The organism is Chryseobacterium sp. MEBOG06, assembly GCF_021869765.1.
GTDB lineage: Bacteria > Bacteroidota > Bacteroidia > Flavobacteriales > Weeksellaceae > Chryseobacterium.
The window spans coordinates 427,714-447,962 of sequence record NZ_CP084580.1 but is presented as its reverse complement, the minus strand read 5'-3'; the positions used below and the strand labels follow the sequence as shown (position 1 = coordinate 447,962).

Sequence of the window (20,249 nt, the reverse complement as noted above, 5' to 3'; positions counted from 1 at the left end):
ATCTTTCGGTCTTTTAAGTAATCTGGTTCTTATTGGGGGGAATATTTTTTTTAAAATACTTTTAAATGCTGATCAAATCTGACCTTTGAACTTGTTTATTCTTTAAGATCAAAAATCATCTCCAATATCACCTATAAAAACTCTTTTACTCTGAAACTTTTATTATTCTCTTACCAACGGCATGGTAGAGCATCTCAACAGACCGCCCATTTTAGAAATTTCTCTGTAAGGAATTTCTTCTACAGTCATTCCCCATTCGTTTCTCAAATGTTCATTCATTCTTGTGAAGGTCTTATCGGACACTACAATGTCCGGAGCTATAGAGAATATATTCGGGAACATTTCAAACATTTCTTCATCATTGATATGGAAGCAGTTTTCTTCTCCGAAAATATCAATGATTAATCGATAGTCACTTTCATCCACGAATCCGTTTTTATAAATAATACATTTATCTTCTCCTACCGGATTAAAAGTGCAGTCAAGATGCAGAATCCCCTCGAAAGGTACTTTATCATTTTTCTTCAGTTCAAGATCAATGATTCTTTTCTTTGGAAAGTATTCTTTTAAGATTTCAATGGCATACTCATTGGTTCTTGCCGTCTTATAGTTTCTGTAATCTTCGCTGAAGCAAGTTCCTATGAAAATAAAATCATTCCATACGATGACGTCTCCACCTTCAATATGGGCTGTTTCCGGAAGATTGATGATTTTTCTCCATGCTACCTTTTCAAAAACGCTTTTATATGCTTCCTGTTCGTCTGCTCTGTCTGCAATCACGTTGGAGATAATCATTTTATCGTCAATCACAAAGGCTACATCTCGTGAAAAAACCTGATTATAATCTTTGATAATGCTTGGGCGCAGCACTTCAACGTCATACTTTTTCAAAACTGCTTCAAAAGCATTCATTTCATTGATAATATCCTCTTCTTTGGGATACATATTGTGTTCGATTGAGTAATATGATTTTGCGTCATAACTTTCCTCTAATGTGGGGACCGCCCCCAATGAATTAGGCTGACCTAGAACTACTGACTTCAGCCTGCCCGTTTCGTTTTTAATGTTTAGTCTCATAAAGATTTATGCAATACTACAAATATAAGTAAAGGTCTCTATCTGGAAAACTTTTGTTCTGTTTTCTCCTTCAAATTTGACTATAACGGGAGAATACTTTTATGATTTTTATTTGTTTTTCTCTATTTCAATTCTATTTTCTCTGAAAAAAGTCTATAAACTACTATGTTCCATCTACATATAATCATAAATCACATCATGTTTATTAAAATATTTTCATACATTAGTGATATAATTTTCGCGAAATTATACATCATAAAACTTTACTATTAACATCAAACAACAAAATCATGAACAAGAACAATTCTGTGCTGAAAAATGCACAAAAACTAGGAAGAGAACAACAGAAAACTGTAATGGGAGGAGCTATAGCCGGCAGAAGATGCTGCGAATGGGATGATAATGGCAAGTGCTTTATCTGGACTTGTGACAAATGTTACTGCCCATAATAAGATCAAGAACCTGCTTTTTCAAGCAGGTTTACTTTTATCTGGCTCTGTTTTCTTCTTCCGTTTTCTGCGTTTCTTTTACCTGATATTTTGCGCTTCCAAAGTTATAACTGACCGAAATGACCAGCCTGCTGCTATCCCACCAGTGTGTAAGGCGATTATCCATAATCTTTTTATGCCGGAATTCCAATTTCTGGTCATAAGAATCAAGGAGATTATTATACCCGATTTTTGTGTTTAACTGATTGTCAAACCATGATTTCTGAATTGACAGATCTATGCTGTATCTTGGCTTGATGATGTAAAGGCTGTTTCCCGTTTTGGATTCATAATTGGCAAACAGGTTAACTGTGTATCCTTTTGGAAGAGAAAATACCTGGTTTATTCTCACTTCATAATTGTAAATATTCAGTGCAAAAACCTCATTCAAATAAGGTCTGAATTCATAATTGTAATATCCTGTAATCTGGCTGGTCAAATTCCACCATTTCATAATTCTAACCGGAAAGCTGGTTTCAAGGGCCGCAAAATTTCTATAAGGAAGATTAGTTCCCAAATATTCCAATACATTTGTTTCCGGATTGTACATAGGATATCGCGTCATTACGTCCTTTTCTTTTCCAACTGTAAAATTTGTGATCCAGTTTTTATAGCGATAAGTCGCTTTGATCTGAGTGGTAAAAGAAGGCAGCAAATAAGGATTGCCTATCCAGTAATTTAAAGGGCTATAATAAACCCGGAATGGGTTAAGCTGTGAAAATCCTGGTCTTGTAATTCGTCTGCTATAGGAAAGGGAAAGTTCACTGGATTTATTAAAAGTATAGTTCAGGCTTAAAGAGGGCAGCCATTTCAGGTAGTTTACTGAAACAATAGAATCAATAGTAACAGCATTGGAAATACTGTTTGTATTTTCGAATCTCAATCCTGCATTGATATGAATTTTTCCAAATTTTTGCCTGTAAGCAAGATAACCTGCCGTTATTTTTTCTTGATATGAAAATACATTGCTTCTTGTACGGTCAAAAGTAAATTGATCTCCTACGGATAATGTATCATATCTGATATTATTGTTTGTATCTGAATCGCTGTATTTAATACCTGCTTCTATGTCTGCATTTCCAATTTTCTGGGAAACATCGATCTGTGTACTATAAATATTAATTTTATTAAAAAGATCAGACTTCCAATAGGATAAGAGATCATTGGTAGGTTGATCTCTATTGATAAAATCATCTTTCTGCTTATTGACAACGGAAAGATAATTCCCTAGAAAACTGAGTTTAAATCCTTTATTTTGCAATGAATAATCAGCTGTGATCCCATAATTATCCTGTGAATAAGCTATAGGATTTTCACTGGTGGTATTAAAGATCAACTGATCCTCATTTTTATCAGTTGTATAAAGTGATCCTGCACGGGTACGCTCGCTTTCCCGGAAATTGGATCTCAGATTTAAGCCTATTCTATTTTTTTCATTTAATCTGAAATCTGCACCGGCCTGAATACTGTAGGTTTTACTATAATCTTTTTGATTGGTATTGGTACGCATAATATTGGTATTTGCCAGCCGCTGCAGTGCGTTATATCGATAGCTTGAAACTCCCTCGTTATATCCTGTCTGCAGATTATAAGTTGTATTTCCTGTATTGTAAGAAATATTAACCGTATTTTCCCTGTAATTGTACTTATTGATATATACATTACCATTATAATTTCCCTTCCAGCCGAGGTTGGCATTTTTTTTTAGTTTAATATCAATAATTCCTTTAAATTCTGCATCATATTTTGACGAAGGGTTGGCATTCACTTCTACAGATTCTATCATCTCGGGTGATAAAGACCGTAAGTATGCCTGTAACTCCTGGTTACCCATCACAACAGGCTTCCCATCAATAAAGATAGCGGGAGTGATTCTTCCCCCGATAAAAATTCCACTTTCCTGATCTACTGTAACACCAGGCGTTTTTCTCAAAACATCAAGAAGATGGGTGGATGTTTTAAAGTCTTTATTTCCAGCAACAGTCATTACCAGATTCCCATCATTCATTTTTATACTTCGTGGAGCTGACTGAATAATGACTTCTGAAATATTGGTGGTATTAGATGCGGAGCCAGCCAGAGAATCTGAAACTTTTCCTTTTACAGTGTCCTGTGCTCTTCCAAAAATTGAGACAAGCAACAGTAAGAGTAAAAACCATAATTTGATCATCATAAATCGTAAATTTTATGAAGTCAAAAGTATTGGCTTGTTGTAGAAATGAGGTTTTGAAATTAAAATTCCGCAGTACGAAATTATAAATTTGAACTCTGCAACCCCGTATCAGTAAGGGTTTGCGAATGTTTATATAGAAGAGGGGTTGTATTTTTAATCTTCTTGAAGGTAGAGAAAAAAGTCGATTTGGAATTAAATCCTACTTCATATCCGATTTCTTCAATCTTTAAATAGGAGCCACTTTCTATTTTTTCACAGGCTTCATTGATCCTGTATTCATTAATGTAGAGAGAGAAGCTTTTTTCCAGATTATCATTTAATAACTGGGAAAGCTGATGGGTTGACATATTCATTCTGGAAGCCAGATCATTCAGCTTAAGGTTTGGGTTTTTATAAAGTTCTTCGGCGTCCATTAGTCTTTCTAATCTTGACACAATATTATCTGCCTGTTCTTCTGATATTTTTTTGTTAGAATATCTTTCAGTTTCTTTTACCGGAAGCTGTTCTTCTTTTTTACTGAATAAAATCAAAAAATTGGCATACAGTACAAATGAAAATACCAGGCTTCCTCCTGCACAGTAGATCTGTATCCAGCCAGTAGAAATCAACTGATAGGTCAAAAAGATGATCACATTACTGAAGAGAACCGGGAAAACAAACTTGTTGGGGTTTTTATTATTCTGTTTTGAAAAAATATAGTATTGATAGAGGGTATAAAACACAAATCCAGCCCACACGGTATAAATAAAGGTTCCAAAATAATGCTCCCAGGTAACGGGAAAAACCACATACAGTAATCCTACTGCTCCCAAAATAGATGTGAATATTCCAAACCACTTTCTACAGCTTTTCAAATCAAATTGTTGTTGCTGAAAGGAAGATTTCACATAATAGTACAAAGCGGGGCCTGTGAAAAATAACGCGGATAGTCCTAAATGAGGAATTATTCTCGGCCAATCCAGATAGAAGTATATACATACGGAAATGCCTACTCTTAAACTAAGCATCAACAGCAACAGTCCCAGGAAAAAATCCGGCAGATATTTCAGTTTTTTAAAGGATAGCAAATAAATCCCTAGCAGAAGTCCATTGAATGCTCCTACTGCGCTAAAGAAAAATAACATTTGTTCTCCGAAAGTCATGATCAAATAGTTTTATTTTAAATACAGGCTGAAGAAATTACATTAATCCCTGTCCAATAGAAACGGAATTTAGCCCGTTTAATCAATACATATCATTCATCCGGCTTTACCCGAAACCTATATTTTGTAAAAGTAAATTTAATCATTAATTAGATTCAATTTCAATAAGATCTATATATTCTACAAAAGATCTATTTTAATTACACGTTTGAACTATGCTTTTTAAATGAATGCTCTGAAATCCCATTGCTGATCTGGAAAATAAATAATCCCAAAGCAAGCTTTGGGATTATTATATGATAAAAAAAAATATTATCTGTTTGAAATATCGATGTAATTTCTTTCCTGAGCACCTTGGTAAACCTGTCTAGGTCTTCCGATTGGGTCTCCTTTTAATCTCATCTCTTTCCACTGAGAAATCCATCCCGGAAGTCTGCCTAATGCAAACATTACTGTAAACATTTCTGTAGGGATTCCTAATGCTCTGTAGATGATCCCTGAATAGAAGTCTACGTTTGGATATAGTTTTCTTTCGATGAAATATTCATCTTCAAGAGCGACTCTTTCTAACTGCATTGCAATATCAAGCGCTTTATCCTGGATTCCTAATGCTGTAAGGATATCGTCAGCAGCTTTCTTGATAATTTTTGCTCTTGGATCGAAGTTTTTGTACACTCTGTGACCAAAGCCCATTAAACGGAAACTGTCATTCTTATCTTTAGCTTTAGCAACATATTTAGATACGTCACCACCGTCTTTCTCGATCAATTCAAGCATTTCAATTACGGCCTGGTTAGCTCCACCGTGAAGTGGTCCCCAAAGAGCAGATACTCCAGCAGAGATTGAAGCAAAAAGACCAGTGTGTGCAGAACCTACCATTCTTACTGTAGAAGTAGAACAGTTTTGTTCGTGGTCAGCGTGAAGAATTAGCAATTTATCTAAAGCACCTACAACTACCGGATCGATTTCGAAATCAGCGTTTGGTAATCTGAATGCCATTTTGTAGAAGTTCTCTACATAGCTTAGGTTGTTATCTCCGTGGTTTAATGGTAAACCTTGAGTTTTTCTGTATGTCCAAGCACAAAGGTGAGAGAACTTAGCGATCATTAGCTCAGCAGCATGATCCATTTCTTCTTTAGAGTTTACGTTAACTGCTTTTGGGTTGAAAGCTGTCAATGCGGAAGTCATAGAAGATAAAACTCCCATAGGGTGAGCTGAACGAGGAAAAACATCAATGATCTTTTTCATCTCATCTGCGATGAAGTTATATTTTTTAATATTATTGTCGAATGAAGCAAACTGATCCTGAGTAGGCAATTCTCCATGTAATAAAAGATACATTACTTCTGTAAAGTTAGATTTCTCAGCAATCTGCTCGATTGGATAACCTCTGTAGAATAACTCTCCTTTATCTCCGTCTAAGTAAGTGATGTCGCTAATGGTAGCTCCAGTATTTTTGTAACCTAAATCCAGAGTGATCAAACCTGTCTGGTCTCTTAATTTTGAAATATCAATCCCTCTGTCTCCGATAGTACTATCCACGATTGGATATTCATATGAATTACCGTCGTAATTCAATATTACTTTGTTGTCTGACATTATTTATTTTTTTTTAAATATACTACTTTCCATAAAATACGGCAAACAAAAAATATCGCTTGCCGTTATTTATAAATTCAATTATCTTTTAATTTTAAATGCTTCTAAACCTGGGAAAATTGCTGTTTCGCCAAGGGCTTCTTCAATTCTCAACAACTGGTTGTATTTTGCCATTCTGTCTGATCTTGAAGCAGAACCTGTTTTGATCTGTCCGCAGTTCATTGCTACTGCTAAATCAGCAATTGTAGCATCTTCAGTTTCTCCTGATCTGTGAGACATTACTGAAGTGAACTTGTTGTTCTGAGCCATCTGCACTGCAGCCATTGTTTCAGAAAGAGAACCGATCTGGTTTACTTTTACAAGGATTGAGTTGGCAATACCTTCTTTTACTCCTCTTGATAATCTGTCTACGTTGGTTACAAATAAATCATCACCTACCAATTGTACTCTGTCACCTATTTTATCTGTTAACATTTTCCATCCTTCCCAGTCATCTTCCTGCATACCGTCTTCGATAGAGATGATTGGATATTTATTAGCCAATTCTGCAAGATAAGAAACCTGCTCTTCTCTTGATCTGTGAGCTCCTTTATCTCCTTCGAATTTTCTGTAGTCGTACGTTCCGTCTTTGTAGAATTCTGAAGCTGCACAGTCTAATGCCAACATGATATCGTCACCTGGCTTATATCCAGCTTTTTCGATGGCCTGAAGTAAAGTATCCAAAGCATCTTCAGTTCCGTTGAAAGTAGGAGCAAAACCTCCCTCGTCTCCTACTGCTGTAGAAAGACCTCTTCCTTTAAGAATAGATTTAAGGTTATGGAAAATCTCAGTTCCTTTTCTCAATGCATGAGAGAAAGAATCTGCTTTTACCGGCATGATCATAAATTCCTGGAATGCAATAGGTGCATCAGAGTGAGATCCACCATTGATAACGTTCATCATTGGAACTGGAAGTGTATTAGCGTTTACACCACCTACATATTTGTATAGAGGCATCCCCAATTCTGCAGCGGCAGCTTTTGCTACTGCTAAAGAAACTCCCAAAATAGCGTTCGCACCAAGATTTCCTTTGTTAGCCGTTCCGTCAAGATCAATCATAATCTGATCGATATAGTTTTGTTCGAAAATTGGCTGTCCAACTAAATTCTCTGCAATTATTTCTTTTACATTTTCAACAGCTTTCAGTACTCCTTTTCCCTGGTAGTCTGAACCTCCGTCACGTAATTCTACTGCTTCATGTTCTCCTGTAGATGCTCCTGAAGGTACAGCAGCACGTCCCATTGCTCCACTTTCTGTAAATACATCTACTTCAATGGTGGGATTACCTCTGGAATCTAAAATCTGTCTTGCTTCTATGTAAGAAATTGCACTCATTTTTTATTATTTTTAGTTTATACAAATTTAATCAAAATTAAACTTTCAGGGCCATTTCGAGGGATTTTTTTGAAATAAATGCAAGTTAAATTTTAGTTAATTTATATTATGATAACCTTTATAATTGTATTCGTTAAATCCTATTAATAAATTAAAGTATAAAAATAAAAAACACTTCAAGTTTTATAAAATAAGAGAGCATTTCAGTCATTAAAAAATTAGGTGATATTTTATCGGGTTTTATGCATTCATAATTTATTTTCTATCAGGATTCAAAATGATCTATGTCCTCAAACAATAGCCTTATAAATGATGTTGTTTTTACTAATACGTTGTTATTTTATAATGTCATTTTGAAGAATAAACGGGTTCCTGTGTTTTCAGATAAGATGTCACAATTCCCATTCAGTTTATGCATTCTCCGTTTCATATTCCTAAGGCCGTTTCCTTCCTGATATTCTTTCGGGATTCCCTTGCCATTATCTGATATTTCTATCGTAAAAACATTTACATTTTGGATCAATGAAAGTTTTAGGTAATCTGCCTCACTGTGTTTATAAGCGTTATTAAGGGCTTCTTTTAAACAGAGAAACAGGTTTCTTCTCTGTTCTGTTGAAACAGGAGTGTCTGAAATGATATCAACACTTTCGCACGATAATTTTATTTTTGTTTTTTTCAGAAAATTATCTGCATATTGAATGGCATACTCTGTAAAGCTTCCCAAGGTATCATTTCCGGAATTGAGACTCCAAAGCATTTCGCGCATAGAAATATTCATTTCTTCTGAGGTTTTCAACAACTCGTCAATATCATTCTGCAAATCGATATCCTCTGCTCTCTGTTTTAGAAATTCTGCCTGAAGTTTCAATGCAGAAATACCCGCGCCGAGATCGTCATGCATATCATGGGAAATGCGCTCACGTTCCTGCTCTATTGATTTTTGTTTTTCAAGTTCTTTCTGAAGGAGCTGGTTTTGGTGTTCGGCTTCTTTAAGTTGCTGCTCTTTTAAGTAAAGGAGTTGTTTTCGGTTGTATGTTATAACAACAAAGATGATGAATAGCACAAAGAGCATCATTATTGCAATTGCAACAATATAGGCAAGCTTCATATCATCTTGAATTTGTGTCATGCATCTAATTGTTTTTCATATTTAATAAGTGCCACATAAAATAAAAAATAAGTAATCCCATTTATGAGATTCAAAACAAATTTAAGCTGTCCTAAAAATACTTTATCTTCAATTTCAAGGAAGTACATCGGAATAATTCTAAAAAGCGAAAAACTACTCCATAATAAAAGAGCGGTAGAAACCCAAAAATTAGGATCAACAGTGATTTTTGATATCACTTTAGTGTTTAATTTCTGGTAATACCAAAAAAGAGAAACAATAATATAATAAGTAACCAAACATATTCCCAGCCTGCTATCAAAATCAGTACTATAAAAGTTAGTAAATATTAAAATATAAATGATGCTGCATAAAAAAAAGACAGTAAAAACATGCTTAAGCCAGGATTTAAATATTTTTTTGAAAAAAAAATAAAAAAATATAATTGAGAATATAATGTAAATATTATACTGAAGGCCATTCTTTGAATTTTCATCAATAAGATCTCGAAGCCATGATATGGTTTCGTTCAAGAATGTAATTAATAAATAGATCATTAAATAGCCTTGAGCAGAAAGAGAATACTTTCTGCCCAAAACTATAGCTTTTATTGTTACAAATAATAGTATTATTTTATAAATAATTCCCATTTTTAAGGCTTTAGATCTCCTAAGTCATAATAACCTTCATAAAATAAAGCTCTTGTTGCCATAGCAAAATGATGAACCCGATCAGAGTCCTTTACCTTTACAGTAAGTGTTAATCTTAATTTATTTTCTACTGTTACACATATTACTTCAAATTTCAAATCCTGTTCAAAACCATTAAATAAAAATATTTTCCTCATTTGATAAGTAACGTACTCTGTAAGAACCGGATTTGAATCGATGCCAGCTATTATCTTGGTTCCTACTCCATTTTTATAATTTTGTTTAATATTAAAGAAAGACGGAGAACTTCTATTAAAACTTTCTGCCATCTGCCCTCTTAATATATAGGCTGTTTCATTGTTTAAATCTATTTCAAAGTTGGTAGGGCTAAATGTTTCAATATCTGAAAATCTGAATAAAATTCCCAAGTCACCATTATCATCAATAAAGAATATATGTAAGTATTTTTTATCCCAGTTTTCTCCTATAATTTTATTAATTTCTTTTTTAGTAATAATAAATTCATCTCTGAACTTATTAGAGTAATTAGTATTAAATAGCTCTTTTCCCCTTATGTACTCTTCATCTGGTATAGGATCACTGATATAATTCGCCATGAGATATCTGATTTCAAGCAATTGTTGATCATCACAATCCATGTTTGTTATTATAGTTATCAACTCTTCTTTAAGCTCTTTACATGATAACTCCTCAAATTTTTGCTTCATAGTTTCTTAGTTTTTAGTTTGATTAAATTTGTTAATAGCCTCCACTTTATTGTTTACGTGAAGTTTTCTGTAGATATTTCCAACGTGTTTTTTGACAGTATCAATGCTAATACATTTTTGATCGGCAATTTCTTTATATAAAAGTCCTTGCGAAAGAAGTTCCAGGATTTCCTTTTCACGTTCTGTAAGTTCATCGAAGCCTTTTATTTCCGGAAGTTTTTTTTCAAAGTGCTGCAGGACTCTCCGGGCAATTGAAAAACTCATTGGGGCTCCTCCGTTATATACATCGCGGATTGAAGAAAGAATTTTATCCATGCTTTCTCCTTTAACGAGATATCCCATGGCACCTGCTTTCAACGAATTAAAGATCTTTTCATCCTCTTCAAAGCTCGTACACATGATAAAATGGGTGTCCGGCAGTTGTGTCCGCAGCTTTTCAACAACCTCTATTCCAGGCATATCCTGAAGCTGAATATCCATCATCACCACATCCGGAGAAATATCAGGGAGGTTTTTCAGAGCATTATTTCCGTCAAAAAACTGAGCAACTACCTTCATATCGCTTTGATAATTGATGACCTTCTTCAACGCATTGTTGTAGTTTTTTTCATCTTCTACTATGGCGACGGAAATACTCATGTTCTTTTTTGTTTGAAGCAAATTTCAGCAGAAAACAGATAAGAGACAATTACACCTTTGTGTAATCTTATAATAGAAATTGGTAATTATGGTTAGTTTTTATTTTATTAAATTTAATCAATTTTTCATTCCAAAATTATTTTCACTTCAATAAATCATAAACTGCTTTACAAGCAAGTCCAGGATCCGAGAATATTCCTTGTGAGAAAGCAAAAATAAATGGAGAAAAAAAGTCTGAATAACCACATTAATATTGGCTGAATGCCCCCATGTTATAAGGCATGATTTTTGTAAAAAGTAAAAAATAGATAAAATAATATAATCATGAAAAAAACTCTTTTAGTACTTGGTGCAGTACTTACATTAGCAGCAGTCAGCTGTAAAAAAAATGAAAGCGGAAACAAGACTGTTATTAAAATGGACAGTACAGAAACCTCCGTTACCGATAACAATGGTAAGATAGATTCTGTAACTCAGAGTTCTTCAACAGTAGAGGTCAATGGCCAGAAGACTGAAAAAACAGATTTTGTTTATAAAGCTACGGACGGAACATTGGTAAAAGTAATCTTCAAAAATGACCCAAAAGAAAGTACAGTTGCTATCACCAGCAACAAGAAAACCTTTACACTTCCCAAGACTGAAACAAAGGGAGATGAAACCATCTATAAAAAAGACGATATGACCGCAAGAGTAAAAGGAGACAGCCTTCACCTTGAACAGGGTAATAATATCATTGAACTGAAAAGAACTAAGATCTAAAATACAAATGTCCCTCCGTATAGAGGGACATTTAATTTTTATAGTGGTTTAATTTTTTTTCAGCATATCACTATTGATCCAACCATAAAGAGGTTCTTCATCTTTTCCTGGTTTTAGCAAGACATACACATAGAACCAGCCAAGTTTACTTTTTATAAATTCAACTTCAGTATCTTTTTTAAGCTGTATAATCGAATCGAATTCAGTGGAAGGCCCTTTTCTTACATTCACATAGTTTGCGTTTACTTTATAAATATCCGCAGTATCATCTTCGCGTCCTACGAGCTTTGCTCTGAAATTTTCAATAGGAAATGCGGGCCCTGGGTCATTTTTCCTGAATGGTGCTATATCATCGTGTCCGAGAATATCTTTAATCTGGTAAGTTTCCATTAAAAGTTTACACACACGAAAGCAGCAATCTATTTGTTTTTCAGTAAAATTATGCCAGTACGAAACCTCACTATCATGTTTGTGTTTAGCTTCAACAACCACATCTTTTGAATATTCTTTTTCAAACCATGCATAGAATCTGTCATTTACTTTATTCAACTTTCCGGGATTTTCCAATTCAATACCAATAGAAAAGTTATTAAATCCTGATCGGTCTGCCCATCTGCTTCTCCCTGCATGCCATGCTTTTTTATTAAACTCTACCATTTGGGTGATTCTACCGTCTCTATCTATAATAATATGAGCAGAAGCTTTTGCTGTAGGATCCTGAAACCAATTTATAGAACTTTCAGCCCCTCTTCCTGCTGTAAAATGGATAATTATATATTCCGGAATCATCATTCCGTCTTTATTAGGAGTATCAACAAAGTTAATACTCTCTCCGGAAATTGTTTTTCCTAACTTATCTTTTAAAATGATCATGATCAAGATTTTTCAAAGATCAAATGTATTCTAAATTTATTAATTACATATTAAGGGAATAAAAAAAAACCACCCGGAATCCGGATGGTTTTCATTATATATCTGAATGAATAGAATATTATTCTTCAGTTAAAAAAAAGAATTTTACTAATATTAAAAATCCGCCTTTATAGTATACTCCAAATAAGTCAAACATTTTTAAAATTCACCATTTTGGGGCAGAAGTTAAAATTATATTGACAAACCAATATAGAGTTAAGAAATAATTTTGAAATCTAATTCTTATTGATACTTAACAGCCTTATCCAATTCTATGGGATTATAATTATTTATAATCTGAAGCTGGTAATCTTTTTTAATACTTTTTAACCCTTCTAAACTATTAATATGTTTATCAAATATAGTTAATCCCCAAGTTCCTTCTTTCATCGTATAATATTCACCGAATGGATTATTATAGTTATCAATTAATAATTTCTGATATTGTTTTAATGTAATCGATACAGGTTTCACTCCAAGATTGGACTCAACAATATTAGACGTATCATAGTCTGATAAAATTTTATTAATAGAAACTAATTTATAATTAAAATTATCATTGGAGTCTTTTACTTCAAATATTAATCCCGGCAATCCTTTAAATTTATACGGCCCTTCTGAAACGGGCATTTCAAGAGAAAACCATGCAATCCATTTTCGTCCACCCCAAATAGCCTCGGCTTTTTGTAATTTATAATTGTCTGAGAGTTTTGTCTGAGGTAGTATTTTCCATTTAATATCATCTATAGAAGGATAATTATAATATATACCTGCTACATTCACAAAATTTTCATTCTTAAAAGAGCTTGTTTTTCTTTTTATTATCTGCTGTATAGGAAAAGTATAAGAAATAATACTTCCACTTCTTACCAAGGAATCTAATTTAATTAATTTTCTATAATAAAACTTAGTATAATCTTTCTGTACATCAAGTACCATTTCAAGATTATCACTATCTTTTTTCAATGAGTCTGGTTTATAAGTAAAATCATAAATCACTCTATAGTTTTGAGAATAAGAATATTGAATAAAAAAAATGAAAAAAATGAAATATTTATGCATAAACAGATACTAACATAATGATTGCGCCATACTCAATGCTTTTCCACAATCTCCTTTTGGATCTGTATAACAAGACTGACTTCCTTGTCTATTAGAACACGATACGCATTGCTTACATCCCTCGGCTTCACCTGGATCTTCAGAAAAAAAAGGATTGATTGATCCAAATCCATTTAAAGTTTTCAACTCGTTTCTCGAAAGTTTTTTTAGATTTTTCATAAATAACAAATTTAATTTGTTTTTGCTTTTCTTGCTGAAAAGTGTTTATTAAAACTAAAATAAAAACTTATTATTTCCAAATTAAATTTGGAAAAATTACGTAATCAATACTTTAAACAACGTTTTAATTAAAATGAATTTAATATATCAATAACATATCGTAATAAATAGAAATATATTAATCAATAAAATTTAAAGACTAACATAAAAGTGCTAAACTTACATTATAATCCCTCCAAAAAATACAATTACAGCAACAACCATAATGAGGAATTGAAAAGTGATCCTATATACGTACCGGTTTTAAATTAAATACAAAACAAAAAAACCATCCGGAGTCCGGATGGTTTTCTATTGATATCTGAATGAATATTATTCTTCAGTTTTTTCTTCAGTAGTATCAGCTTTAGCTTCTTCTACTTTCTCTTCTACTACAGGAGCGTCAGCTACTACAGCTTCAGCTTTTTTAGCAGTTGTAGATCTTCTACTTCTTCTTGTAGTCTTCTTCTCTTCAGCATTAGGGTTGTAAAGCTCGTTGAAATCTACCAATTCGATAAGAGCCATATCAGCAGCATCACCTGGTCTGAAACCTGTCTTAATGATTCTTGTATAACCACCGTTTCTTTCAGCGATTTTAGGAGCTACAGTTCTGAATAATTCAGCAACCGCAAATTTATTTTGAAGGTAAGAGAATACTACTCTTCTGTTATGTGTAGTATCTTCTTTTGCTTTTGTTAATAGAGGCTCAACATATACTCTTAAAGCTTTAGCTTTAGCTACAGTAGTGTTGATTCTTTTATGCTCAATTAGAGAACAAGCCATATTAGAAAGTAAAGCACTTCTGTGAGAAGCTGTTCTTCCTAAGTGATTGAATTTTTTACCGTGTCTCATTATTAATTATTTATCAGCGTCTAACTTATATTTTGCAACGTCGAAACCGAAGTTAAGACCTTTTGAATGCACTAATTCTTCTAGTTCTGTCAAAGATTTTTTACCAAAATTTCTGAATTTCATCAAATCAGACTTACTGTAAGAAACTAATTCTCCAAGAGTTTCTACTTCAGCAGCTTTAAGACAGTTAAGGGCTCTTACAGAAAGATCCATATCTGCTAATTTAGACTTAAGTAGTTGTCTTGTATGAAGAGTTTCTTCATCATATTGGATAGATGCTTTTACAGCTTCCGTTTCAAGAGTTATTCTCTCATCAGAGAACAACATGAAGTGATAAATTAATATCTTAGAAGCTTCTGTCAAAGCATTTTGAGGACTGATGGAACCATCAGTTTCTATATCTAATACAAGTTTTTCGTAGTCTGTTTTTTGCTCTACACGATAATTTTCAATGCTGTATTGTACTTTCTTAATCGGCGTAAAAATAGAGTCGATAGCAATAGTCCCTACAGGAGCATTGTTTGACTTATTTTGTTCAGAAGGAACATACCCTCTACCTTTTTCAATATTGAAAGTAATTTCGAAAGTTACATCACTATTTAGGTTACAAATCACTAAATCCGGGTTTAAGACCTCGAATCCGTTGATCGATTTTCCTAAATCACCAGCAGTAATAATCGTTTGACCTGAAACTTTAGCAACAACCTGCTCATTAGCCTGGCCTTCTGCTGAAGCTTTTACTCTAACCTGCTTAAGGTTAAGAATAATTTCGGTAACGTCTTCGATTACTCCTGGAATAGTTGAAAATTCGTGCTCTACACCTTCTATTTTGATAGATGAAATAGCGTATCCTTCCAGAGAAGAAAGCAACACTCTTCTCAAAGCATTACCGATTGTAAGCCCGAAACCTGGTTCTAAAGGTCTGAATTCGAATTGACCTTTAAATTCATCAGAGTTAAGTAAAATTACTTTATCGGGTTTTATGAATTGTAAAATTGCCATATTATTGGGTTGAGCAAAAATTTGATTAAAAAATTATTTAGAGTAAAGTTCGACGATAAGGTTCTCCTTGATGTCCTCCGGAATTTGGATTCTCTCAGGAGCAGAAATGAAAGTACCTTCTTTCTTCTCATCGTTGAATTGTAACCACTCATAGTTTGACTTAGAAGCCAATGCATCGGTAACAACCTCAAGAGACTTAGACTTTTCTCTTACAGTGATCACATCACCAGCTTTTACCAAGTAAGAAGGGATATTAAGAATCTCTCCGTTCACAGTGATGTGTCTGTGAGAAACTAATTGTCTAGCACCAGATCTAGTTTTAGCAAAACCTAATCTGTATACTACGTTATCCAATCTTGATTCACAAAGTTGTAATAGAACTTCCCCTGTTACACCTTTACTTCTGTGTGCTTTTTCAAATAAGTTAGCGAACTGTCTTTCTAAAATACCGTAAGTATATTTAGCTTTTTGTTTTTCTGCTAACTGAACTGCATATTCTGATTTTTTAGCACCTCTTCTTTTGTTAGGACCATGTTGTCCTGGCGGTTGGTTTTTTCTCTTTTCGAAGTTCTTATCATCTCCGTAGATTGCAGCACCAAACTTTCTAGCAATCTTAGTTTTAGGTCCAATATATCTTGCCATAATGGGTAAATTCTAAAAATTAAACTCTTCTTCTTTTTGGTGGTCTACATCCATTGTGTGGCATAGGAGTCACGTCAATGATTTCGCTAACTTCAATACCTGAATTGTGAATTGTTCTGATTGCAGATTCTCTACCAGCACCAGGACCTTTCACGTACACCTTTACTCTTCTTAATCCAGCTTCATGAGCAACATTAGAGCAATTTTCAGCTGCCATTTGAGCAGCAAATGGAGTATTCTTTTTAGAACCTCTGAAACCCATTTTACCGGCAGATGCCCAAGAGATAACTTCTCCGCTTTTATTTGTTAAAGAAATGATGATGTTATTGAAAGAAGCTTGAATATGTGCTTCACCAATAGCCTCAACTTTTACTTTTCTTTTTTTAACTACTTTACTTTGTTTTGCCATAATTCCTAACGATTATTTACTTGCCTTTTTCTTGTTAGCAACAGTTTTTCTCTTTCCTTTTCGGGTTCTAGAGTTGTTTTTCGTTCTCTGGCCTCTTAAAGGTAATCCTAGTCTGTGACGTATTCCTCGTTGGCATCCTATGTCCATCAATCTCTTGATGTTCAATTGCACTTCAGATCTCAATTCTCCTTCTACTTTTACGTTTTCAGAGATATATGTTCTGATTGCAGCCAATTCATCGTCATTCCATTCGTTGACTTTCTTGTCTTCGCTGATACCGGCAGCTTTAAGGATTTCAGAAGAAGTACTTCTTCCTACTCCATAGATGTAAGTTAAACCGATAACACCTCTTTTGTTTTTTGGTAAATCAATACCTGCAATTCTCGCCATAATTTAATGTTAGCCTTGTCTTTGTTTAAATTTTGGGTTCTTCTTGTTGATTACGAATAGTACACCTTTTCTGCGTACGATTTTGCAATCAGCGCTTCTTTTTTTAATTGATGCTCTTACTTTCATTTTGATAGTATTTATTTTTTACAAATGCCAAATGGAATGCATATTCCATTTGGCTAATTGTTTTAATATCTAAATGTGATCCTCCCTTTCGTTAAATCATAGGGAGACATTTCTAGTTTTACCTTATCACCAGGTAAAAGTTTAATATAATGCATTCTCATTTTGCCTGAGATATGAGCAATAAGTATATGCCCATTTTCAAGCTCTACACGGAACATGGCGTTTGAAAGTGCTTCCACGATCACGCCATCTTGTTCAATATGTTTTTGTTTTGCCATAAATTAATATCCAGTCGTTCTTGATAATTTAGACTGCATTAAGCCATCATAATGATGGTTCAGCAGATATGTATTAATCTGTTGAACTGTATCTAAAATTACACCCACCATAATTAATAGTGACGTTCCCCCGAAAAATAGGGCAAACGCATCTGTCTGAACAAAGCTTCCATGCACAATTGCTGGAAGGACTGCAAAGATAGATAAAAAAATTGCACCTGGCAAGGTAATTTTTGATAAAATATCATCTAAATAATCAGCGGTCTCTTTTCCGGGTCTTACTTTTGGTACTAACCCACCATTCCTCTTTAAATCATCAGCCATCTGGTTAACCGGAATTGTAATCGCAGTATAGAAAAATGAGAAGATAATAATTAATAGCGCAAACAATACATTGTACTGCCAGCTAAAAACATTCTTGAAACCTGCAAGAAAAGTGTTAGACTCATCGAATTTTGTTAATAGTCCTGGTACGAACATCAGTGCCTGCGCAAAGATAATCGGCATTACACCAGCAGCATTTACTTTCAATGGAATCCATTGTCTCGCTCCCTGCATAAGATTTCTGTTTACACCTCCTCTTGCTTGAGCTCTGCTTACATACTGGATTGGTATTTTTCTAACAGCAACTGATAGAATCACTGCTAAAAGAACTACCACCATCCAGAATAATACTTCAATAAGGATCATAATAGATCCCATTCCTCCTTTTCCGTTCTGCACGGCCATCTCCTGTACGAATGCTTCAGGCAATCTTGAAAGAATACCTACCATAATAAGAATGGAAATACCATTTCCGATTCCCTTGTCGGTAATCTTTTCACCTAACCACATTGCGAATACTGATCCACCCACCAAGATAACAATACTTGGCAGCCAGAACATAATAGAATTTGGCTCTACAAAATATGCAGATTGGAATTGAGCATACGGTAAGAATAATTGAGTAATAGAAGTTAAATAAGAAGGTGCCTGTACCAGACAAACTCCGATTGTTAACCATCTTGTAATTTGGTTCAATGTATTTCTACCTGACTCTCCATCTTTCTGAAGCTTCTGAAGATAAGGAATAGCCATTCCCATCAACTGAACAATAATAGAAGCAGAAATATAAGGCATGATACCCAACGCCATTACGGAAGCGTGGCTGAAAGCCCCCCCCGTAAACGACGAAAGCAAGCCAAGGAGACCTGCTCCTTGCTTGTTACCGCCTTGATTTTTATAATGCTCTAAGAGATCTCCCACTTCTGCAAGGTTAATTGCGGGAAGTGAGATATAAGATGCGAATCTATACACAAGGATAATACCTAACGTAAAGAGAATTTTATCTCTCAACTCCTTTAGGCTCCATATATTTTTAAGTGTTTGTATAAATTCTTTCATTAGTAAGTATTATAAGGTAATTGCTTTTCCACCTGCCTTAGCAATAAGCTCTTCAGCAGACTTAGTGAACTTGTCAGCAGAGATTGAAATCGCAGATTTCAATTCTCCTCTACCCATAATTTTCACTAATTCGTTTTTAGAAACTACTCCGTTTGCTACTAATACTTCTTTCGTGATTTCTCCAGTGATGGATTTGTTCTCGATTAAAGTTTGGATAGTATCAAGGTTAACTCCTCTAAACTCTTTTCTGTTTACGTTTTTGAATCCGAATTTAGGTAATCTTCTTTGTAAAGGCATCTGTCCACCTTCGAAACCGATTTTCTGAGAATAACCAGCTCTAGCTTTCTGACCTTTGTGTCCTTTTGTTGAAGTACCTCCTTTTCCAGTACCTTGTCCTCTACCAATTCTTTTTGAATTGAATGTAGAACCTGCAGCTGGTTGTATATTGTTTAAATTCATTTTAAATTCTCTTTTATAAAATTATTTTTGAACTTCAAGTAAGTGACCTACTGCAGCGATCATTCCTAAGATAGAAGGAGTCGCTTCATGTTCTACAACTTGGTGAAGTTTTTTTAATCCTAATGCTTCAAGCGTTCTCTTTTGGGTTTTTGTTCTACCAATAGCGCTTCTTACTTGCTTTACTTTAATTGTTGCCATTGTTTATATATTAACCGTTAAACACTTTACTTAGAGAAACTCCTCTCATTCTTGCGATTTCTTCAGGTCTTCTGATGTCTAATAACGCTTTGAAAGTAGCTTTCACCACGTTGTGAGGGTTAGAAGATCCTTTAGATTTTGAAAGGATATCGTGAATACCAGCAGATTCTAATACCGCTCTTACCGCACCACCTGCGATAAGTCCTGTACCGTGAGAAGCAGGTCTTAAGAAGATATCTGCACCACCGTATCTAGCAGTAGTTTGGTGAGGAATAGTATGGTTCATTACAGGAACTTTCACAAGGTTTTTCTTAGCGTCTTCAACTGCTTTAGCAATTGCAGAAGCAACCTCTTTAGATTTTCCTAAACCAAAACCGATAACACCTTCTTCGTTACCTACTACAACAATAGCAGAAAATCCGAAAGCTCTACCTCCTTTAGTTACTTTTGTTACTCTGTTAACAGCTACGAGACGATCTTTTAATTCTAATCCTCCCGGTTTTACTCTTTCTATATTATCTAGTCCTAACATATTTTCCGA

25 protein-coding genes are annotated in these 20,249 nt (G+C 34.2%); 2 read left to right on the top strand and 23 right to left on the bottom strand.

Going from position 1 to position 20,249, the window contains the following annotated elements; translation table 11 throughout:
- Positions 1 to 162 precede the first annotated feature (162 nt).
- On the bottom strand, positions 163 to 1,077 hold the full coding sequence (locus LF887_RS02060; RefSeq protein WP_236857158.1) for a dimethylarginine dimethylaminohydrolase family protein: 915 nt from the start codon (positions 1,075 to 1,077) through the stop codon (positions 163 to 165).
- A 290-nt stretch (positions 1,078 to 1,367) separates the two neighbouring features.
- Between LF887_RS02060 and LF887_RS02055 the strand changes: the two genes are divergently transcribed.
- Positions 1,368 to 1,526 (top strand): hypothetical protein, encoded by a 159-nt coding sequence (locus LF887_RS02055; protein WP_236857157.1) that lies wholly within the window; start codon positions 1,368 to 1,370, stop codon positions 1,524 to 1,526.
- Between the two features lie 37 nt (positions 1,527 to 1,563).
- Here LF887_RS02055 and LF887_RS02050 read toward each other — a convergent pair whose 3' ends face one another.
- From LF887_RS02050 to LF887_RS02015, 8 genes are all read right to left on the bottom strand, one after another.
- Positions 1,564 to 3,738: a TonB-dependent receptor domain-containing protein gene (locus LF887_RS02050; protein WP_236857156.1), complete on the bottom strand. Its 2,175-nt coding sequence runs from the start codon at positions 3,736 to 3,738 to the stop codon at positions 1,564 to 1,566.
- A gap of 80 nt (positions 3,739 to 3,818) precedes the next feature.
- Positions 3,819 to 4,880, bottom strand: coding sequence for a helix-turn-helix domain-containing protein (locus LF887_RS02045; protein WP_236857155.1), 1,062 nt, complete (start codon positions 4,878 to 4,880; stop codon positions 3,819 to 3,821).
- A gap of 312 nt (positions 4,881 to 5,192) precedes the next feature.
- On the bottom strand, positions 5,193 to 6,479 hold the full coding sequence (locus LF887_RS02040) for a citrate synthase (protein ID WP_236857154.1): 1,287 nt from the start codon (positions 6,477 to 6,479) through the stop codon (positions 5,193 to 5,195).
- An 81-nt stretch (positions 6,480 to 6,560) separates the two neighbouring features.
- The gene (gene eno / locus LF887_RS02035; RefSeq protein ID WP_236857153.1) at positions 6,561 to 7,853 is read right to left on the bottom strand and encodes a phosphopyruvate hydratase; all 1,293 of its coding nucleotides are present in this window, start codon (positions 7,851 to 7,853) and stop codon (positions 6,561 to 6,563) included.
- Positions 7,854 to 8,193: 340 nt separating this feature from the next.
- Complete coding sequence (locus tag LF887_RS02030; RefSeq protein ID WP_236857152.1) at positions 8,194 to 8,982, bottom strand: sensor histidine kinase; 789 nt, start codon at positions 8,980 to 8,982, stop codon at positions 8,194 to 8,196.
- On the bottom strand, positions 8,979 to 9,611 hold the full coding sequence (locus tag LF887_RS02025; protein WP_236857151.1) for a hypothetical protein: 633 nt from the start codon (positions 9,609 to 9,611) through the stop codon (positions 8,979 to 8,981). The genes LF887_RS02030 and LF887_RS02025 overlap by 4 nt, the downstream gene beginning before the upstream one ends.
- A 2-nt stretch (positions 9,612 to 9,613) precedes the next feature.
- Positions 9,614 to 10,339, bottom strand: a complete 726-nt coding sequence (locus LF887_RS02020) for a hypothetical protein (RefSeq protein ID WP_236857150.1) — start codon at positions 10,337 to 10,339, stop codon at positions 9,614 to 9,616.
- A gap of 6 nt (positions 10,340 to 10,345) precedes the next feature.
- Positions 10,346 to 10,978 carry a response regulator gene (locus tag LF887_RS02015; protein WP_236857149.1) on the bottom strand — a complete coding sequence of 211 codons (633 nt, stop codon included), beginning with the start codon at positions 10,976 to 10,978 and terminating at the stop codon, positions 10,346 to 10,348.
- Between the two features lie 324 nt (positions 10,979 to 11,302).
- Between LF887_RS02015 and LF887_RS02010 the strand changes: the two genes are divergently transcribed.
- Positions 11,303 to 11,737 carry a hypothetical protein gene (locus tag LF887_RS02010; protein ID WP_236857148.1) on the top strand — a complete coding sequence of 145 codons (435 nt, stop codon included), beginning with the start codon at positions 11,303 to 11,305 and terminating at the stop codon, positions 11,735 to 11,737.
- 48 nt (positions 11,738 to 11,785) lie between these two features.
- Here LF887_RS02010 and LF887_RS02005 read toward each other — a convergent pair whose 3' ends face one another.
- The 14 genes from LF887_RS02005 to rpsE form a co-directional block, all read right to left on the bottom strand.
- Positions 11,786 to 12,610, bottom strand: a complete 825-nt coding sequence (locus LF887_RS02005; RefSeq protein WP_236857147.1) for an N-acetylmuramoyl-L-alanine amidase — start codon at positions 12,608 to 12,610, stop codon at positions 11,786 to 11,788.
- Between the two features lie 282 nt (positions 12,611 to 12,892).
- Positions 12,893 to 13,711: a GLPGLI family protein gene (locus LF887_RS02000; protein WP_236857146.1), complete on the bottom strand. Its 819-nt coding sequence runs from the start codon at positions 13,709 to 13,711 to the stop codon at positions 12,893 to 12,895.
- Between the two features lie 9 nt (positions 13,712 to 13,720).
- Entirely contained in the window at positions 13,721 to 13,930 is a 210-nt protein-coding gene (locus LF887_RS01995; protein WP_236857145.1) for a bacteriocin-like protein, read from the bottom strand.
- A 372-nt stretch (positions 13,931 to 14,302) separates the two neighbouring features.
- Positions 14,303 to 14,821 (bottom strand): 50S ribosomal protein L17, encoded by a 519-nt coding sequence (rplQ, locus tag LF887_RS01990; RefSeq protein WP_236857144.1) that lies wholly within the window; start codon positions 14,819 to 14,821, stop codon positions 14,303 to 14,305.
- 6 nt (positions 14,822 to 14,827) lie between these two features.
- Complete coding sequence (locus LF887_RS01985; RefSeq protein ID WP_236857143.1) at positions 14,828 to 15,823, bottom strand: DNA-directed RNA polymerase subunit alpha; 996 nt, start codon at positions 15,821 to 15,823, stop codon at positions 14,828 to 14,830.
- 33 nt (positions 15,824 to 15,856) lie between these two features.
- Positions 15,857 to 16,465 carry a 30S ribosomal protein S4 gene (rpsD, locus tag LF887_RS01980; protein ID WP_236857142.1) on the bottom strand — a complete coding sequence of 203 codons (609 nt, stop codon included), beginning with the start codon at positions 16,463 to 16,465 and terminating at the stop codon, positions 15,857 to 15,859.
- 19 nt (positions 16,466 to 16,484) lie between these two features.
- Positions 16,485 to 16,874, bottom strand: a complete 390-nt coding sequence (gene rpsK / locus LF887_RS01975) for a 30S ribosomal protein S11 (protein WP_034702879.1) — start codon at positions 16,872 to 16,874, stop codon at positions 16,485 to 16,487.
- 12 nt (positions 16,875 to 16,886) lie between these two features.
- Positions 16,887 to 17,264 (bottom strand): 30S ribosomal protein S13, encoded by a 378-nt coding sequence (rpsM, locus tag LF887_RS01970; RefSeq protein ID WP_002983260.1) that lies wholly within the window; start codon positions 17,262 to 17,264, stop codon positions 16,887 to 16,889.
- A gap of 9 nt (positions 17,265 to 17,273) precedes the next feature.
- The gene (gene rpmJ, locus LF887_RS01965) at positions 17,274 to 17,390 is read right to left on the bottom strand and encodes a 50S ribosomal protein L36 (RefSeq protein ID WP_007839480.1); all 117 of its coding nucleotides are present in this window, start codon (positions 17,388 to 17,390) and stop codon (positions 17,274 to 17,276) included.
- A 62-nt stretch (positions 17,391 to 17,452) separates the two neighbouring features.
- Entirely contained in the window at positions 17,453 to 17,668 is a 216-nt protein-coding gene (gene infA, locus LF887_RS01960; RefSeq protein WP_002983257.1) for a translation initiation factor IF-1, read from the bottom strand.
- A gap of 3 nt (positions 17,669 to 17,671) precedes the next feature.
- A complete protein-coding gene (secY, locus tag LF887_RS01955; protein ID WP_236857141.1) occupies positions 17,672 to 19,051 on the bottom strand; it encodes a preprotein translocase subunit SecY in 1,380 nt (459 codons plus the stop codon).
- 9 nt (positions 19,052 to 19,060) lie between these two features.
- Positions 19,061 to 19,510, bottom strand: a complete 450-nt coding sequence (gene rplO, locus LF887_RS01950; RefSeq protein ID WP_236857140.1) for a 50S ribosomal protein L15 — start codon at positions 19,508 to 19,510, stop codon at positions 19,061 to 19,063.
- A gap of 21 nt (positions 19,511 to 19,531) precedes the next feature.
- Entirely contained in the window at positions 19,532 to 19,708 is a 177-nt protein-coding gene (rpmD, locus tag LF887_RS01945; protein WP_027371710.1) for a 50S ribosomal protein L30, read from the bottom strand.
- A gap of 10 nt (positions 19,709 to 19,718) precedes the next feature.
- Positions 19,719 to 20,240: a 30S ribosomal protein S5 gene (rpsE, locus tag LF887_RS01940; protein WP_042721505.1), complete on the bottom strand. Its 522-nt coding sequence runs from the start codon at positions 20,238 to 20,240 to the stop codon at positions 19,719 to 19,721.
- Positions 20,241 to 20,249: the final 9 nt, after the last annotated feature.

Coding starts and splice junctions, on each gene's coding strand:
- LF887_RS02060 (WP_236857158.1), bottom strand. CDS start 1,077: ATGAGACTAAACATTAAAAACGAAACGGGCAGGCTGAAGTCAGTAGTT.
- LF887_RS02055 (WP_236857157.1), top strand. CDS start 1,368: ATGAACAAGAACAATTCTGTGCTGAAAAATGCACAAAAACTAGGAAGA.
- LF887_RS02050 (WP_236857156.1), bottom strand. CDS start 3,738: ATGATGATCAAATTATGGTTTTTACTCTTACTGTTGCTTGTCTCAATT.
- LF887_RS02045 (WP_236857155.1), bottom strand. CDS start 4,880: ATGACTTTCGGAGAACAAATGTTATTTTTCTTTAGCGCAGTAGGAGCA.
- LF887_RS02040 (WP_236857154.1), bottom strand. CDS start 6,479: ATGTCAGACAACAAAGTAATATTGAATTACGACGGTAATTCATATGAA.
- eno (WP_236857153.1), bottom strand. CDS start 7,853: ATGAGTGCAATTTCTTACATAGAAGCAAGACAGATTTTAGATTCCAGA.
- LF887_RS02030 (WP_236857152.1), bottom strand. CDS start 8,982: ATGACACAAATTCAAGATGATATGAAGCTTGCCTATATTGTTGCAATT.
- LF887_RS02025 (WP_236857151.1), bottom strand. CDS start 9,611: ATGGGAATTATTTATAAAATAATACTATTATTTGTAACAATAAAAGCT.
- LF887_RS02020 (WP_236857150.1), bottom strand. CDS start 10,339: ATGAAGCAAAAATTTGAGGAGTTATCATGTAAAGAGCTTAAAGAAGAG.
- LF887_RS02015 (WP_236857149.1), bottom strand. CDS start 10,978: ATGAGTATTTCCGTCGCCATAGTAGAAGATGAAAAAAACTACAACAAT.
- LF887_RS02010 (WP_236857148.1), top strand. CDS start 11,303: ATGAAAAAAACTCTTTTAGTACTTGGTGCAGTACTTACATTAGCAGCA.
- LF887_RS02005 (WP_236857147.1), bottom strand. CDS start 12,610: ATGATCATTTTAAAAGATAAGTTAGGAAAAACAATTTCCGGAGAGAGT.
- LF887_RS02000 (WP_236857146.1), bottom strand. CDS start 13,711: ATGCATAAATATTTCATTTTTTTCATTTTTTTTATTCAATATTCTTAT.
- LF887_RS01995 (WP_236857145.1), bottom strand. CDS start 13,930: ATGAAAAATCTAAAAAAACTTTCGAGAAACGAGTTGAAAACTTTAAAT.
- rplQ (WP_236857144.1), bottom strand. CDS start 14,821: ATGAGACACGGTAAAAAATTCAATCACTTAGGAAGAACAGCTTCTCAC.
- LF887_RS01985 (WP_236857143.1), bottom strand. CDS start 15,823: ATGGCAATTTTACAATTCATAAAACCCGATAAAGTAATTTTACTTAAC.
- rpsD (WP_236857142.1), bottom strand. CDS start 16,465: ATGGCAAGATATATTGGACCTAAAACTAAGATTGCTAGAAAGTTTGGT.
- rpsK (WP_034702879.1), bottom strand. CDS start 16,874: ATGGCAAAACAAAGTAAAGTAGTTAAAAAAAGAAAAGTAAAAGTTGAG.
- rpsM (WP_002983260.1), bottom strand. CDS start 17,264: ATGGCGAGAATTGCAGGTATTGATTTACCAAAAAACAAAAGAGGTGTT.
- rpmJ (WP_007839480.1), bottom strand. CDS start 17,390: ATGAAAGTAAGAGCATCAATTAAAAAAAGAAGCGCTGATTGCAAAATC.
- infA (WP_002983257.1), bottom strand. CDS start 17,668: ATGGCAAAACAAAAACATATTGAACAAGATGGCGTGATCGTGGAAGCA.
- secY (WP_236857141.1), bottom strand. CDS start 19,051: ATGAAAGAATTTATACAAACACTTAAAAATATATGGAGCCTAAAGGAG.
- rplO (WP_236857140.1), bottom strand. CDS start 19,510: ATGAATTTAAACAATATACAACCAGCTGCAGGTTCTACATTCAATTCA.
- rpmD (WP_027371710.1), bottom strand. CDS start 19,708: ATGGCAACAATTAAAGTAAAGCAAGTAAGAAGCGCTATTGGTAGAACA.
- rpsE (WP_042721505.1), bottom strand. CDS start 20,240: ATGTTAGGACTAGATAATATAGAAAGAGTAAAACCGGGAGGATTAGAA.